The sequence below is a fragment of the Streptomyces albidochromogenes genome (assembly GCF_005981925.1).
Lineage (GTDB): Bacteria > Actinomycetota > Actinomycetes > Streptomycetales > Streptomycetaceae > Streptomyces > Streptomyces albidochromogenes.
Window position 1 is genome coordinate 1 of record NZ_VBVX01000184.1, and the last position, 13,402, is coordinate 13,402.

Sequence of the window (13,402 nt, forward strand, 5' to 3'; positions counted from 1 at the left end):
CAGCAGCCGGGGCAGCCCTGAGGCGTCCACCCGGTGCACGAGCGCCCGGTAGTCCGCCAGGTTCTCCGCGAGCAGGTCGACCGTCTGCACGGTCGTCCGGTCGCCGTGGACGCGCCGGTAGCCGCGCAGGGCGAGGGCCGGGGCGATGCGCCGGCCGAGCACGTCCACGCGCAGCGCGCGCTCACCGGGGCGTACCGAGGCGGCCGCCCGCTCCACGGCCCGCAGGACCTCGCGGGCGTGCGGGAGGAACGCCTGCCCGTCCGGGGTGGGCCGGGCGCCGCGTGCGATGCGGGCGACACCGTTCCTTCTGCCGCAGCACCGTCGGGTCGCGGAGCCGGAGGGTCCTGGCCTCACCACCACGGCCTGACCGCGCCAGGGGTACGACCGGCACGGCGGGCGTTCGCACGGGACGAGGGGACTGGGCGGGAACAAGGGGGCGGTGGCGGGACCCAGGGCAGGGATTCCACTTCCGCGGCCACGACTGACAGTGACTCCCAGGCCGGCGCGTGTCGTTCGCCCCTTGGCGCGCTCCGCCGCAAGGCAACCATCCGTCACCGTTGAGCCACCGTTGCCGGGCCCTGCCGTCGAATTGATCCCAGACCGTCACCAGCGCCAGTGGAGCGTTCAACAGTTGACGCGCGTATCGCTGACGCAGTGTGAGCGGAGCAATTATCCCCCGTTGTCCCGAACTTGCAACTGCCGCAATGCGTAGAAGACTGGTAAGCGAACCTCCGGAACGCCCACAAGAAAAGAGCCGCGCGAGGATATCCGAGCCGTGCTCCACGGGAAGTGTCCAATGAACGTCATCCAGCACACCAGCGGTCCGGGCACGGGAATGGGATGGTTGCCCGACCGCCCAGACATCCGGGACTACACGGAAGAAACCAACGGCATCGCGAGCCTGGTCGCGAGGACAGGCGCCCTGAAAGCACCGACCCTGCCGCAGAAGCATGACCTGCGGCCGCACTGCTCCCCTGTGGTGGACCAAGAGGAGATCGGATCGTGCACCGCCAACGCCGCAGCCGGCATCGTTGAATACTTCCAGCTGCGCGCCGCACAGAAGTACATCCCGGTCTCACGGATGTTCCTCTACAAAGCCACCCGCAATCTCCTGCAGTGGACGGGTGACACGGGAGCCTATCTGCGTACGACCATGGGAGCGCTGAGGCTTTTCGGGACACCTCCGGAAAGGTACTGGCCGTACGACACCCTCCAGTTCGACGCGGAACCGTCGGCGTTCTGCTACTCGTTCGCCGAGCAGTTCCAGGCCCTGCAGTACTACCGGCTCGACACACCCAGTCGGCCCCCCGGCGAACTCCTCCACGACATCAAGTCGCACGTGTACGCCGGGCTCCCGCCGATGTTCGGCTTCACGGTCTACGGCAGCATCTTCCAGGCCGACAACGGCGACATCCCCTTCCCGACGCCGCACGAGAACGTGGCGGGCGGGCACGCGGTGGTCGTGGTCGGCTTCGACGACAGCCGCGTGGTGACCAACCCGATCGACGGCAGCACCACCAGTGGGGCATTCGTCATCCGCAATTCCTGGGGCCCCGGATGGGGAGACTCGGGATACGGCTACCTGCCCTACCAGTACGTCCTTGATTCGCTGGCCGAGGACTTCTGGGTCCTCGTGAGCGCCGAGTACCTGGAAACGGGCGTGTTCGACGCCTGACCCGGTCGCGCCCATCGAGGTCCGCGTGACGGGGCTGGCCCCAACTGCCGCCCCGCACCTGAAGGCGACCCGGTCCCGCCACGGAGAGGCGCGGACGCGCCGGCGCGGAGCGTCACCACCCTTGCAAAAATAGGAAGACCGGTCTATTTTTCAGGCATGGGACAGAAGGGGGAGGAGACCCGCGGCAAACTCCTGAACGCCACTCAGCGCCTCATCGAGGCTGGTGGGTACTACAACGCCGGACTGAACCAGGTCGTCGCCGCGAGCGGCGCCCCCAAGGGGTCGCTGTACTTCCACTTCCCCGACGGCAAGGACCAGTTGATCGAGGAGGCCGTCCGCCAGGGCGGCCAGGAGATCTCCGCGCTCCTCACCGGCCTGCATCAGGACTTCGAAGAGGGCGGTACGGCGGACATGCTCGCCGCACTCCTGAAGGTTCTCGGGGACCGCCTGGAGGCGTCCGGCTGGCGCCAGGGGTGCCCTGTGACAACCGTCGCCCTGGAGATGGCGGCCGGCAACACCGCGCTGCAGCGGGCCTGTTCCGAGGTGTACGCGTCCTGGGAGGGCGCCCTCGCCGATCGGTTCGAAGCCGACGGCCACCCCTCGCCCCAGTCCGCCGCCACGGCCGTTCTCGCCCTGATCGAGGGTGCGTTGGTACTGGCGAGGGCTCACCGCAGCCGCACCCCCCTCGACCGGGCGGCTCATGCGCTCGCCCAGCTGGTCTGACTCCTCCGGCCCACCCACGGGTGGGCTTCTTCAGCGCTCAAGAATATATAGATCGGTCTACTGAAAGCGAGAAGGTCGTGCCCTCGTCCGCCGACACCCTGGTCCTCGGCGCCTCCGGCTTCATCGGACGCGCCCTCGTCGCCGAACTCCTCCGTCGCGGACGGCAGGTGGCCGCCGCCGTACGCGGCCCGGCGGAGCCACTGATCGCAGCGCTGGCCGGTACGGGCGTGGACACCGGCGCCCTGACCGTCGTCGCCGCCGACATCACCCGCCCCGGACTCGACCTGCCGCCGGGCGAGCTGCCCGCCGTCCGCGACGTGTTCAACTGCGCGGCCCGCTACGCCTTCGGGCTCGATCCCGCCGAGGCGCGGGCCGTGAACGTCACCGGAGCGGTCCACGTCGTCGAGTGGACCGCGGAACTGCGGGCCCCGCGCCGCCTGGTGCACATCAGCGGCTACCGCGTGAGCAGCGCGAGCGGTGACGTCGACCACGACCGGCTGGGCGCGTACGAGGCGTCCAAGCAGGAGGGCGACACGGCGGTGCGCCGCCGCGCCGCCGCGCTGGGCGTACCCCTCACCGTCGCGAACCCGGGCGCCGTGATAGGCCCCGGCCAGTACATCGGGCTGGCCCCGATGGTGGAAGACCTGTGGCACGGGCGGCTGCCCGCCGTCCCCGGCAGCGCCCGCACCTTCCTGCCGGTCGTGACCCTCGACCACTTGACCCGGTTCCTCGCCCTCCTGCCCGAGGACCCGGATGCCACCGGCCGGGACTACTGGATCCTCGACGACAGGACCCCCGAACTCCCCGCTCTGCTGCGGAGCATCGCCGAGCACACCGGAGTACGCGCCCCCCGCCGCCACCTCCCCGTACCGCTGCTGCGGCGACTGCCCCGGGCACTGACCGGCGCCGACCCCGAGACGCTCTCCTTCCTGTCGACCGACCGCTACCCCACCGGCCCGGCCGAAGCCTTCGCCCGCTCCCACGGCATCGCGGCGCCACCGGTCGAGGAGGCGCTGCGTGACTGGGCCGACCATCTCGTCGCCACCCGGTTCGGGAGGGCCGGCGCACCGGCGGCTCCGCACGGCTTCCACGGGATCGCGGGCAGCCGCACCTGGGTGGTCGGGGACCGGGCGGCGCCCGCGCATGTGCTGCTGCACGGTCTGCCGCTGGACACGGAGTCGTGGGGCCCGGTGAGCGCACGCCTGGGCAGCCGTACGCTCGCCGCCGACCTCCCCGGGCTCGGCCGCTCGAGCCCGACCGGCGCCGCTCGGGAACGCTGGCTCGCGGAACTGCTGGAGCCGGTGACGAGCCGCCCTCTCCTCACGGCACACTCCCTGGCCTGCGGGCCCGCCGTGCGCTACGCCCGGCGCCATCCGGACCGGATCAGCGGGCTCGTACTGGTGGCTCCCGCCTTCCTCCAGGACGCTCCGCGCCGAATCGTGCGCGACCTCTTCGCCCCGGTGGCCCTGCGCCGGATGCCGGCCGCCCGGCTCGCCACCCACGTCGGTGCGCCCGCCGGACCCGCCCTCGACAGTGCGGCGGCGGCACTGCACCGCCCGGGGACCGCTCGGCGCACCGTGGCGGCCCTGCGCGCGGCCCGTCGCGACGACGGCGCGCTGCGACGGGAACTGGCTGACGTCACGGTGCCCGTCACCCTGGTGGCCGGCGCGTCCGACCCCCTGGCCCACACCGATGCGCACCACCTCACGGTCGCGGGGGCCGGGCACTACCCGCAGCTCACCCACCCCGAGGAGGTGGCCCGCATCCTCCTGCACGCGGCGGGAACGCAGCAGCCGTGACGGTGGGCCGTCCGGGCGCACAGTGGGGACGGCCGCCCGCGTCGGTCGGGCCGGCGCGGCTCGGGGAGTGCGGCGGCCTCTCCCCCAGCCGCGCTCGTACCGCCCGCCTGAATGCGGCGACTTCTCCCCCAGCCTGGCTCGTACTGTCCGCCACTCGGCCAGGCTGACATCCTCCCCGCTTCGGCGTCACACTGACCTGCATCGGCGTGCTCAGCGTCTGGGCCGCGTTCCTCCACCGCGTGCGGCACGCGGGGCGGGGAGTCGTCAGACCCGGTGCGCGGCGCCGTCTCCGGCGAAGGCGGCGCGCAGGTACGCCGCTGCTTGGTCCAGGGCGCGGCCGCCCGCGTCGAGCACGCCCCCCATGGCGAAGAAGCCGTGCGCCACTCCCGGGTAACGGGTGGACTCCACCGGGACACCGCTGTCGCGCAGGCGTTGCGCGTACTGCTCGCCCTCGTCGCGCAGCGGGTCGTACTCGGCGGTGATGACCAGAGCCTGGGGCAACCCGGCGTGGGAGGGCGCGCGCAGCGGGGACACGAGGGGGTTCTGCCCGTCGTCGGGGGAGGTCAGGTAGTTGTCCCAGTACCACTGCACGGACTTGTTGTTGAACAGCAGAGGATCGGTGTTCTCGTGGCGGGACGGGGTGTCGGCGAGGTAGTCCGTGTTGGGGTAGACGAGCAGTTGGGCACGGATGGCGGGGCCGTCCGCGTCCCGCGCCATGAGGGTCGTGGCGGCGGCGAGGTTGCCACCGGCGCTGTCGCCCCCGACGGCGATGCGCGAGGCGTCACCGCCCAGGCGTGCGGCGTGCTCGGCGGTCCAGCGCAGGCCGGCGAAGCAGTCGTAAAGCGCGGCGGGGAACTTGTGCTCCGGCGCCAGCCGGTATCCCACCGCGACGGTGAGGCAGCCGGCCGCGTTGGCGAGGCTCCGGCAGATCGCGTCGCTCGTCTCGATGCTCCCCAGTGTCCAGCCACCGCCGAAGAAGTAGACCAGTACGGGGAGGGGCCCTTGGCCGGCGGGCCGGTAGACGCGGACAGACAGGGTGCCGCCGGGGCCCGGTATCGATTCGTCGAACACCTCGCGCACGGGCTCGGGCCTTCCCGCGTCCGCCTGGACGGCGGCCAGGTCGGCTGCCCTGGCTTCGTCGAGTGTCATCTCGTACAGGGGCTTGGCGCCTTGAGCGGCCCGCTCGTCGTACACGGCCTGAAACTGCGGATCAAGATGCATCGTCTCTCCCATCGCATCACCGTACGTCCGCCGCCCGTTGGGCCGCAGGCGCCCCGCAGAGGCCGGCCGCGTCGGCAATCCCTCGATCGAGTGGCCCCGGCCTCATCGAACGAGTTTGAAGCGCGAGAGCCGCAGCCTTCGTGCCCGAGCGACCGGAATAGCACATGCGTGCACACCTGCCCCCGAAATAGCCGTGACGGGCCTCGAATCGGGCGCGTTCCCAGAGCACCGGTGCCACCCAGGGGCCCAGACGGAGGACACGATGAATGCGGTACGCGCCCCCGTGCACCAGCCGTTCGGATTCGAACGCCGACGGCGCCTGATCGGGCAGCCCGACGAGCACGGGCGGTCGGTGGTGACCGGCTCCCGGCCGCGTGACACCTGGGGCGAGATCCAGGACGTCGCCGCCCGGTGGCGCGCTGCCGACGAGCCCGGCGGATACCGGCTGACCATCGACCCGGGCGGCACTCGGCGGGCGACCGCGCATTGCGGGCGCCCTTCCTGGCGACTCGCCGGCCCACCCACTCGCGATCACGGAGGCCCATGGTGAACCGACCCGACGCCCACGCCGCCCCGCCCACACCGACGACGTGTGAAGAAGAGAAGAGGAGCGGGCCGGAGATTCCCACCGAGTCCGCGCAGGCCCGCCCGGGGCGGCGCGGCGACGCGTCCGCCGGCTGCTGGCTGCCGCCCGAGCAGTACGCCGAGACCGTGATGAAGGCCACCGGCTTCGCCTGCGTCCACTTCACCGACGAGCACGACCGGCCCGTCCAGCTGCGGGCCACCTACTCCAGCTCTCACCCCTGGCAGATGGCCGGTGGCACGATGGAGCTCGGTGAGCGGCCGTGGCAGACGGCGGTGCGGGAGTGCCACGAAGAGACCGGCATCGTGGTGGACGGCCCGCCGAGGCTGCTGGCAGCGGTGTACGGACTGCCCGGAACGGAGTGGCCGTACAGCACGATGGGGCTCGTCTTCGACGGCGGCCGGCTCACCGATGCGCAGATCCAGGCCATCGTCCTCGACCCGGCCGAGCACGACGAGGTGCGCGTCCTGTCCCTCGCGGAGTGGGAGCCACTCATGCCGTCGCAGGACTTCGCGCGCCTGGAAGCGGTGATGCGGGCCCGCCGCACCGGCGTGGCCGCGTACTTCGACAGCTGGGACTGGGGGGAGCAGGGCGACGAGGCCCCCGGGCCGCCGGCTGAGGCGTAGTACCACCGCAGTGGCACCGTCACCGCCAGGCGGGGGGCGGACGGCGGCCGCAATCCCACCCCCCGTCAGAGCGGGTGCCTCAGGCGTACGTCGTAAGCCCCACGAACTCCCGCCGCTCTGGCGCGTTTACGGCTGTACCGGCGCCCCACCCGCCCCTACCATCACCCGGATGAGCCAGACGGCGGTTCCTCCCCAGTCGGCCACCCCGGACCCGCGGCTGCTCGGCAAGGCGCCCGTCGACCCCGCCGTCAGTGAGGCGGGCCGGCTGCTGTGCGCCGGAACGTATCTCGACCCGCGCTTCCGGGACCGGGTCATCGACGAGTTGTACGTGCACGACGAGCGCGTCACGGCTCCGAGCTATGGCATCGACGCGGCCCGGGTCCTCGGGCACGCGCTGCGCGCCCGGCGCGGTGAACTGGCGTGGTCGGCGGCCGTGGTGGCGGTGTGGGTGACAGCCGCGTGGGCGACGGGCGGCTGGTTCCCCACCCGCTTTCTGCTGCCCTGTCTGCTGCTCAGCGCGGCGGCCTGTGCCGTCAGGGCCACGCGCGGTGCTCCGGTGCTGCGCGCCCCGGCCAGACTGCTCCAGTTGTACGCGCGCCTGCTCATGGGCTCTCTTCTGCTGACGACGGCCATGGCGCCGCTGATCCGGGCGAAGGAGAGCCTGCTCGACAGCTGGTTCGTCGAGTCCGTCCACTGGACCGTCCAGACACTCGACCTCCAGTTCCGGCTGCTGCCGCTGGAATGGCAGTACAAGCTCTACTTCGACCCGGGCGACGACACCTGGCTCCAGTCGCCCTATGTGAGCCTCGGCCTGCTCCTGGTGCTCGCGGTGCTCGTCGGTCTGCGGCACGAACGGACGGCCCGGACCATGTCGGGACCGCTGTCCCCGGAGCACTACGCGGACCTCGCGCGGGATCCGGCCGAGCGTTCCCCCGGTCCGCGTCTGCGTCTCGTGCGGGAGCTCATCCGCGGCGAGCAGCACTGGCCGGTGGTGATGTACGCGACGGCCAACCCGTTCTGCGGCGCGGGCATGCCCTTCCGCCCCTGGCACCTGTCGGTCGAGCTCAGGCCCCGCACCGACATCGGTCCCGAGGGGCCCCACGCCGTCGGCAACGAGGAGATCCTGCGGCGCGTCCTGCCGCTGGTGGAGGCGTTGCGGGTGCCGTCTGCGCACGGCACCCCGCAGGTCGCGGCCGCGGTGCTGGACCGCCTGCGCGAACTCGTCGTCGACGAGTGCGTGTTCCTTCCCGTCAAGGGCCTGCGCCGGCGGGAGGACGTGCCGGTCGACGCCGACGAGTTCGAGCAGCACCGGGCGGGCGCCGTCGAGGAGGGCGGCGAGAAGCGCCGGCACTTTCTGCGGATCCGGGTCGGCGGCTGGGACGAGGACATCGTCGTCACCGTCTTCGTACGGGTGCACACGCAGGGCGGCATGCTGATGCTGGAGGTCGCCCCGCATGTGCTGCGGCCCGTACGCCGGAGCTTCCAGGAGGCGGACGACACCGCCCGGTGCTTCGGCCGGGACAATGCCGTCGCCCTGTCGCTCCGCGCCCTGGCGGACGCGCCGCAGGCACTGGTGGTGGCAGTGGCGGCGCTCGCGCGCGGCCTGGTCAGCGGCTGGCGCGCGGTGACCGCCGTGTCCGGCCGGGCGCGGCCGACCGGGCCCGAGGCCGCCGTGCGGGAGCTGGGCGCGGACCCGGACGCCTCGCTCTTCCAGGCGATGGACGTCGACCGTTATCTCAAGACCGTTCAGGACCGGGTGGCCCGCGGCGTGCAGCTCGCGCTGTACGAAGCCGGCTGGCAGACCGCCGAGTTCGAGCAGAAGGCCGTGACCCTCGGGCAGGGCGCGGTGTACATCCAGTCGGTGCACAACAGCGCGGTCGGCATCGGTGACAGCAACACCGTCAGCGCCTCGACCGGCGCGGCCGGCGGAGAGAAGGAGCCCAAGCGTGCGAAGACCTGACCGGCGCCGGCCCACCCGGTGTGCCGCCCGCCCGCCGGCCCCGGCCGGCAGCGCGGTCACCGCCCGGGCCGACGCCGTACGGGGAGGCTGACGTGGCTCCCCAGGCGGCCCGGTGGAACGCGGGGGCCCAGCGCTGGGAGTTCCACGACCCGGCCACTGCCTCGGCGAGCGCTTCTGGTCCGCCGTCCGGAACCGGCGCCGAGGCCGAGGCCCCGGCCTCCTCGCCGTCATCGCCGACGGCACCGGCACCGCCGTCGGGTGCGGGCGGCGGCGAGCCCGGCCCGGGGGCCGGCCCCCGCGGTGCTCGGCGGCCGCTGACTCCGCCGCCCGTCCCCCGGCAGCCGCCCCTGCCTCCCATCGGCGCTCGGACAGGACTGCGCGCGCCGGTGACCCCGTTGGCGCGCCGGGTGGTGGTGCTCGGCTGCGCGGCGCTGCTGACCGCCGTCGCCGCGCTGTGGCTCGTACCGGGCGGTGACGAGGCGTCCGGCGGAGCCGGCGACAGTTCCCCGACCGCTTTCCCCACCGTGCGTCCGACCCTCCCGCCCGGCGGCTACCGCCTCGCCGACGGCCCCGACGGGGCGGACATGGCCGTCCCCACGGACTGGTCGCCGCGCCTCAGAGGCGCCACGTACGTCCACGAAGCACGGGACTTCGGCTCGTTCGTGGAAGTCGGCCGCACGAGCGGACTGATGAGCAACATCGAGACGGCACGGGCGTTCTCGCGCGCAGTGGGGTCGGTGTGGTCCGGATACGTCGAGAAGTCGATCACGCAGGTCGGCGAAGGGAGCAAGGCGGCGGCCGAGGTCGACTTCGAGTACGACACCTCGGACGGGACCCGGCGGCGCGGCCTCTACCGGGTCTTCACCGCCCCCAACGCCACGACGTACGAAGTCCAGGCGGCGGGCCCGAGCGTCGACTGGCCCCGCCAGCGCGCGGTCATGGACACGCTGCTCTCGACGTTCTACGTGCCCTCGTCCTCGCCGTCCCCCTCCCCCTGAACAGCGCAGGCGGAGCGTCATCTCGTACTGCCTGAGCGGGGGTCCGGAGGGGCTGGGCGGGGCCTGTCGTGTCGGTCCGCACGGCCGGCACGTCAGCTCGGAGGCGTCCGGTACGGGCGGAAGAACGCGCGCAACTCCTCCGCGTAGAGCTCGGGCTCCTCGCACGGCGCGAGTGCCCGCCACGTGCGGGCTCGGTGACGCGCACGACGTTGGCGGTGCGCTCGCACCACGCCCGTGGTGGCCGGACGACGTCGCCGGGGAAGAGCGAGAAGCCGGACGGCACCTCGACCCGGCGGGAGTGCTGCGCGGGCGGGATCGCGGCGTTCGCGTGTGCGCGAGCCACGTGCGCTCCTCGGTGAGGGGTCCGCCGGGTCGCCGGTGAAGACGGGTACGCCTGCGTCGGTGCGGTGGACGCCACGACCCGCTCGGGGTGGTCGAGCGCCAGGTGGCGGCTCACATGGCTGCCGAGGTCACCGCCCACGGCGCCGAACCGGGTGTACCCGAAAAGGGTCCATGAGCTCCGCCCGCAGGTCGGCGACGGCGATGGAGTCGAGGGGCCGTCCGGTGGGCCGGGCGGAGTACCCGTAACCCGGCATGTCGGGTACGACCACGTCGAACGCGTCCGCCGGATCGCCGCCGTGCCCGCCCGGGGCGGGGACCCGGAGGCACCACGGCGGCTGCGAGGTCATGGTCCGGGGCCGGGCATCGACGGTCACGTGTCCGTTTCGCCGTCGGCCCGGCCGGTACGGCCGACGGCGAAACGGAAATCGCGCAGCGACACGGTGAGGAACGGGCGGCGGCCGTTGATGACAGCCAACGGCCCCGCGCCGGCCGCCGCGAGCCGTACACGTCCCAGGGCGGGGGAACCCGTGACCCGCAGTGGCACCTGGCGCGGCTCGCCCGGGTCGTGCCGCTGGACGAGCCGGCCGCGCACCCGGATCCTGCCGGGCAGCCGCACCAGGTCGCGGTAGACGCCACGCACCCCTGCGGTGTCGTGCCCAGGGCTGCCGGTCGAGAGCCCGAGCCGGACCTGGCCTGCCTTCCGCCCGGCGGACCGTGCCGGAGCGACGGTCAGCGAGCCGAGCTCCTTCGGGATGCCCCACAGGGCCCGTCCGCCGGCCAGGGACCGCTCGTCGTCGACCCACACGGCGACCGCCGTTCCCGCGACGGACCGCCGGTGGCGCACCACGAGCGCGACCAGTAGTTCGCGGTAGGTCAGGGTGCCCCCGGGCTGGTAGTCCACCCAGAAGGTGACCAGCACGCAGCGACCCGCGACCACCAGCGGCCGCACCTCGGAAGGCAGCGGCCACCGGGGCAGGGAACGGACAGGCAGCCACCACAGGGAGGCGTACATGTCGCCCCGCAGCAGCCACGGCTCGGGTGGGAAATCTGCGGGCATGATCCCTCTTCACAGATCGAGGCCGGGGCCGGGAGTGGCGGAGGCGGCGTATCCGCGCTTCCGACTGTAGGTCCCCTGCCCACCCGCGGTCGCGGTTCCGCTCCGCGCCCGGGTGGCGCGGGCGCGGGATGAGGCGGACGGCCCGTGCCGTACAGTGGGTGTCACCGACGCGGGGTGGAGCAGCTCGGTAGCTCGCTGGGCTCATAACCCAGAGGTCGCAGGTTCAAATCCTGTCCCCGCTACTGAATCCGGCCCCCTCGATGATCATCGAGGGGGCCGGAAGCATGTCCGGGCCTGGTCGTGGGCCCGGGGACGGGCTGCGGCGCGGAGCCCGTCCTCGCGGTGGCGTCGTACCGTACCGCCGTGGTGTCGATCGGCACCGCACGGGGCCTGTCGGCCCACCGCTCCCGGGAACACCGCCGCGCGCCCCGGTGTGCGGGGCGCGCAACGGTGCGTGGCGCCGGATGCGGGTGGTGGGATCAGAAGGTCAGGTTCCAGGCGTCGATCCTGCCGGTGTCCTGGGACGCGATGTCGCGGACACGCAGCTTCCAGGTGCCGTTGGCGGCTTCGGAGGAGGCGTTGACGGTGTACGTCTTGGCCACGTTGTCCGTGCCGTCGCTGTTGGCGAAGTCCTCCAGGAGGTACACGGTCCCGTCCGGCGCGACGAGGGAGACGACCAGGTCACCGCGGTAGGTGTGCTTGATGTCCACGCCCACCTTGAGGGTGGCCGGCGCGTTGTCGGTGACGCCCGAGACGGTGAGGGGGCTGTCGACGGTCGCGCTGTCCGCGATCGTGACGTCCGCGGTGGTCTCGAAGTACGAGCCCGGGGTGGGCGGCGTGCTGCCGACGGCCTTCAGCGCGTCGGTCTGGCCCTCGCCGAAGAAGCCGTTCTTGGTGGTCGTACCCGTGCACCGGCTGTCCGACGGGCAGGCGGTGTCGTTCGCCTGGACGCCCAGCTTGGAGCGGAGGTCGGCCGGCGTGGCGGTCGGGTCGACGCTCGCCATGAGCGCGGCGACTCCCGCGACGTGCGGGGAGGCCATCGACGTGCCGTTCATGTTGCCGTACTTGCCGCCCGGCAGGGTGGAGTAGACACCTGACGTACCGTCACCGCCCGGGGCGGCGATGTCGATGACGCCGTTGCCGAAGTTGGAGTACGACGCCTTCACGTTGCCCTTGCCCATGGCGGCGACGGTCACGACGCCCGGCAGCTCGGTCGGGATGTCGAGGCAGGCGTTGGTGATGGTCCGCCTGACAGGCGTGGAGTCGTTCGGGCTCTCCGTGTCGACCGTCTTGTTCGCCAGGTCGAGGTTGGAGTTGCCCGCCGCGGCGACCTGGAGCGAACCCTTGCGCTCCGCGTACTCCTGAGCGCGCTTGACGCCCTCGATGATGGCGGCCTGGTCGGCGTTGTCCGGGCAGTTGAACTGCCACGGGTCGGTGTAGTAGCTGTTGTTGGTGACCTTGAAGCCGTGGTCACCGGCCCACATGAAGCCGCAGATCGTGTTCTCGGCGAAGAAGAGGCTGCTGCCCGGCTCGGCGATGCGGACCGAGGAGACCTTGACCCCGGGCGCCACCCCGACGACGCCCTTGCTGTTCTTGGCGGCCGCGATCGTGCCGGCGACGTGCGTGCCGTGCGTACCGACGTCACGCCAGGCTCCGGCGCGCGTGTCCGCCTTGCCGTAGGCGCACGAGACGGAGTCGGCGGCGTTGAAGTTGGGGGCGATGTCCTGGTGCTGATCGTCCACGCCCGTGTCGAGTACGCCGACCTTGACCGACGCGGAGCCGGTCGTCACGGACCAGGCCTGGTCCGCCTTGATCTGGGTCATGTCCCAGCGGGTCAGGCTCTCCGCGAGGGTGGTGGACGACTGCGTCGGGTTCGCCGGGAGCGCGGGGTTGTACGCGTCGGCCGGAACGTCCGAGGTGCGGGTCGCGCCGACCTGCTGCACTCCGGCGACGCTCCGCATGGCCGAGGCGAAGCCGGTCGAGGCCGAGTGGGCGACGATCACGCCGATCGCGTCGTACGAGGCGAAGACCGTGCCGCCGTTGCCCGCGACGGCCGTCCGTACGGCGCTGGTGTCCCCGGGGGCGGTGATCACCAGGTGGGCGCGCGTACCGGCGGCCCAGGCGGCGGTGGATGCCTGCGGCTGTGCCGCGACGGCCGCGGTGGGAGCCGCGAGTGCCAGGGTGGCTCCGAGGGCGACGGCGGCGACCGCGGGGGCCTGGAGCCGGCTGAATATGTGACGTCTCAATGCGTCCTCCGAGTCCCAGCACGCCGATGGGGCCGCCGGGGACGAAAACGTGTAGGGGGTGGACGCAACATGTCAGACACTCCGGCCGCGGAGTAAGAGGGGAATCCCTTGCACTGCGCGGGACGCGGGGCGAGGGTTTCGGTGGGTGGGTGCCGGCGGGTGGGCCTCAAGT

The 13,402-nt window shown here is 72.5% G+C and carries 10 protein-coding genes, 1 tRNA gene and 2 pseudogenes; 8 read left to right on the top strand and 5 right to left on the bottom strand.

Annotation, left to right across the window (positions count from 1 at the left end):
* Nucleotides 1–354: pseudogene (locus E2E34_RS36605) on the bottom strand (hypothetical protein); the annotation flags it as partial.
* A gap of 442 nt (nt 355–796) precedes the next feature.
* Here E2E34_RS36605 and E2E34_RS22105 point away from each other — a divergent pair.
* From E2E34_RS22105 to E2E34_RS22115, 3 genes are all read left to right on the top strand, one after another.
* Entirely contained in the window at nt 797–1,675 is an 879-nt protein-coding gene (locus E2E34_RS22105; RefSeq protein WP_208765304.1) for a C1 family peptidase, read from the top strand.
* A 156-nt stretch (nt 1,676–1,831) separates the two neighbouring features.
* On the top strand, nt 1,832–2,398 hold the full coding sequence (locus tag E2E34_RS22110) for a TetR/AcrR family transcriptional regulator (RefSeq protein ID WP_138903658.1): 567 nt from the start codon (nt 1,832–1,834) through the stop codon (nt 2,396–2,398).
* Nucleotides 2,399–2,475: 77 nt separating this feature from the next.
* The gene (locus tag E2E34_RS22115) at nt 2,476–4,197 is read left to right on the top strand and encodes an alpha/beta fold hydrolase (protein ID WP_208765305.1); all 1,722 of its coding nucleotides are present in this window, start codon (nt 2,476–2,478) and stop codon (nt 4,195–4,197) included.
* Between the two features lie 264 nt (nt 4,198–4,461).
* On the opposite strand, the gene lipP1 is transcribed toward E2E34_RS22115, so the two are convergent.
* A complete protein-coding gene (lipP1, locus tag E2E34_RS22120) occupies nt 4,462–5,430 on the bottom strand; it encodes a LipP1 family hormone-sensitive lipase (protein WP_244315969.1) in 969 nt (322 codons plus the stop codon).
* A gap of 250 nt (nt 5,431–5,680) precedes the next feature.
* Here lipP1 and E2E34_RS22125 point away from each other — a divergent pair, with 250 nt between their 5' ends.
* From E2E34_RS22125 to E2E34_RS22140, 4 genes are all read left to right on the top strand, one after another.
* Nucleotides 5,681–5,968 carry a hypothetical protein gene (locus E2E34_RS22125; protein WP_138903659.1) on the top strand — a complete coding sequence of 96 codons (288 nt, stop codon included), beginning with the start codon at nt 5,681–5,683 and terminating at the stop codon, nt 5,966–5,968.
* On the top strand, nt 5,962–6,627 hold the full coding sequence (locus E2E34_RS22130) for an NUDIX domain-containing protein (protein ID WP_244315971.1): 666 nt from the start codon (nt 5,962–5,964) through the stop codon (nt 6,625–6,627). The genes E2E34_RS22125 and E2E34_RS22130 overlap by 7 nt, the downstream gene beginning before the upstream one ends.
* A gap of 169 nt (nt 6,628–6,796) precedes the next feature.
* Nucleotides 6,797–8,587, top strand: a complete 1,791-nt coding sequence (locus tag E2E34_RS22135) for an AbeC-like domain-containing protein (protein ID WP_244315972.1) — start codon at nt 6,797–6,799, stop codon at nt 8,585–8,587.
* A gap of 386 nt (nt 8,588–8,973) precedes the next feature.
* A complete protein-coding gene (locus E2E34_RS22140; protein ID WP_138903660.1) occupies nt 8,974–9,585 on the top strand; it encodes a serine/threonine kinase C-terminal domain-containing protein in 612 nt (203 codons plus the stop codon).
* A gap of 92 nt (nt 9,586–9,677) precedes the next feature.
* Here E2E34_RS22140 and E2E34_RS37505 read toward each other — a convergent pair.
* Nucleotides 9,678–10,235, bottom strand: a pseudogene (locus E2E34_RS37505) (alpha/beta fold hydrolase); the annotation flags it as partial.
* A 62-nt stretch (nt 10,236–10,297) separates the two neighbouring features.
* The gene (locus E2E34_RS22150; RefSeq protein ID WP_138903661.1) at nt 10,298–10,984 is read right to left on the bottom strand and encodes an acetoacetate decarboxylase family protein; all 687 of its coding nucleotides are present in this window, start codon (nt 10,982–10,984) and stop codon (nt 10,298–10,300) included.
* A gap of 168 nt (nt 10,985–11,152) precedes the next feature.
* Here E2E34_RS22150 and E2E34_RS22155 point away from each other — a divergent pair.
* Nucleotides 11,153–11,226 (top strand) — tRNA-Met (locus E2E34_RS22155).
* 237 nt (nt 11,227–11,463) lie between these two features.
* Here E2E34_RS22155 and E2E34_RS22160 read toward each other — a convergent pair.
* Nucleotides 11,464–13,230 carry a S8 family peptidase gene (locus E2E34_RS22160; RefSeq protein ID WP_138903662.1) on the bottom strand — a complete coding sequence of 589 codons (1,767 nt, stop codon included), beginning with the start codon at nt 13,228–13,230 and terminating at the stop codon, nt 11,464–11,466.
* Nucleotides 13,231–13,402: the final 172 nt, after the last annotated feature.

Bases quoted from the DNA above. Each gene is read 5' to 3' on its own strand.
- E2E34_RS22110 (WP_138903658.1), top strand. From the start codon at position 1,832: ATGGGACAGAAGGGGGAGGAGACCCGCGGCAAACTCCTGAACGCCACT.
- E2E34_RS22105 (WP_208765304.1), top strand. From the start codon at position 797: ATGAACGTCATCCAGCACACCAGCGGTCCGGGCACGGGAATGGGATGG.
- E2E34_RS22150 (WP_138903661.1), bottom strand. From the start codon at position 10,984: ATGCCCGCAGATTTCCCACCCGAGCCGTGGCTGCTGCGGGGCGACATG.
- lipP1 (WP_244315969.1), bottom strand. From the start codon at position 5,430: ATGGGAGAGACGATGCATCTTGATCCGCAGTTTCAGGCCGTGTACGAC.
- E2E34_RS22130 (WP_244315971.1), top strand. From the start codon at position 5,962: ATGGTGAACCGACCCGACGCCCACGCCGCCCCGCCCACACCGACGACG.
- E2E34_RS22135 (WP_244315972.1), top strand. From the start codon at position 6,797: ATGAGCCAGACGGCGGTTCCTCCCCAGTCGGCCACCCCGGACCCGCGG.
- E2E34_RS22125 (WP_138903659.1), top strand. From the start codon at position 5,681: ATGAATGCGGTACGCGCCCCCGTGCACCAGCCGTTCGGATTCGAACGC.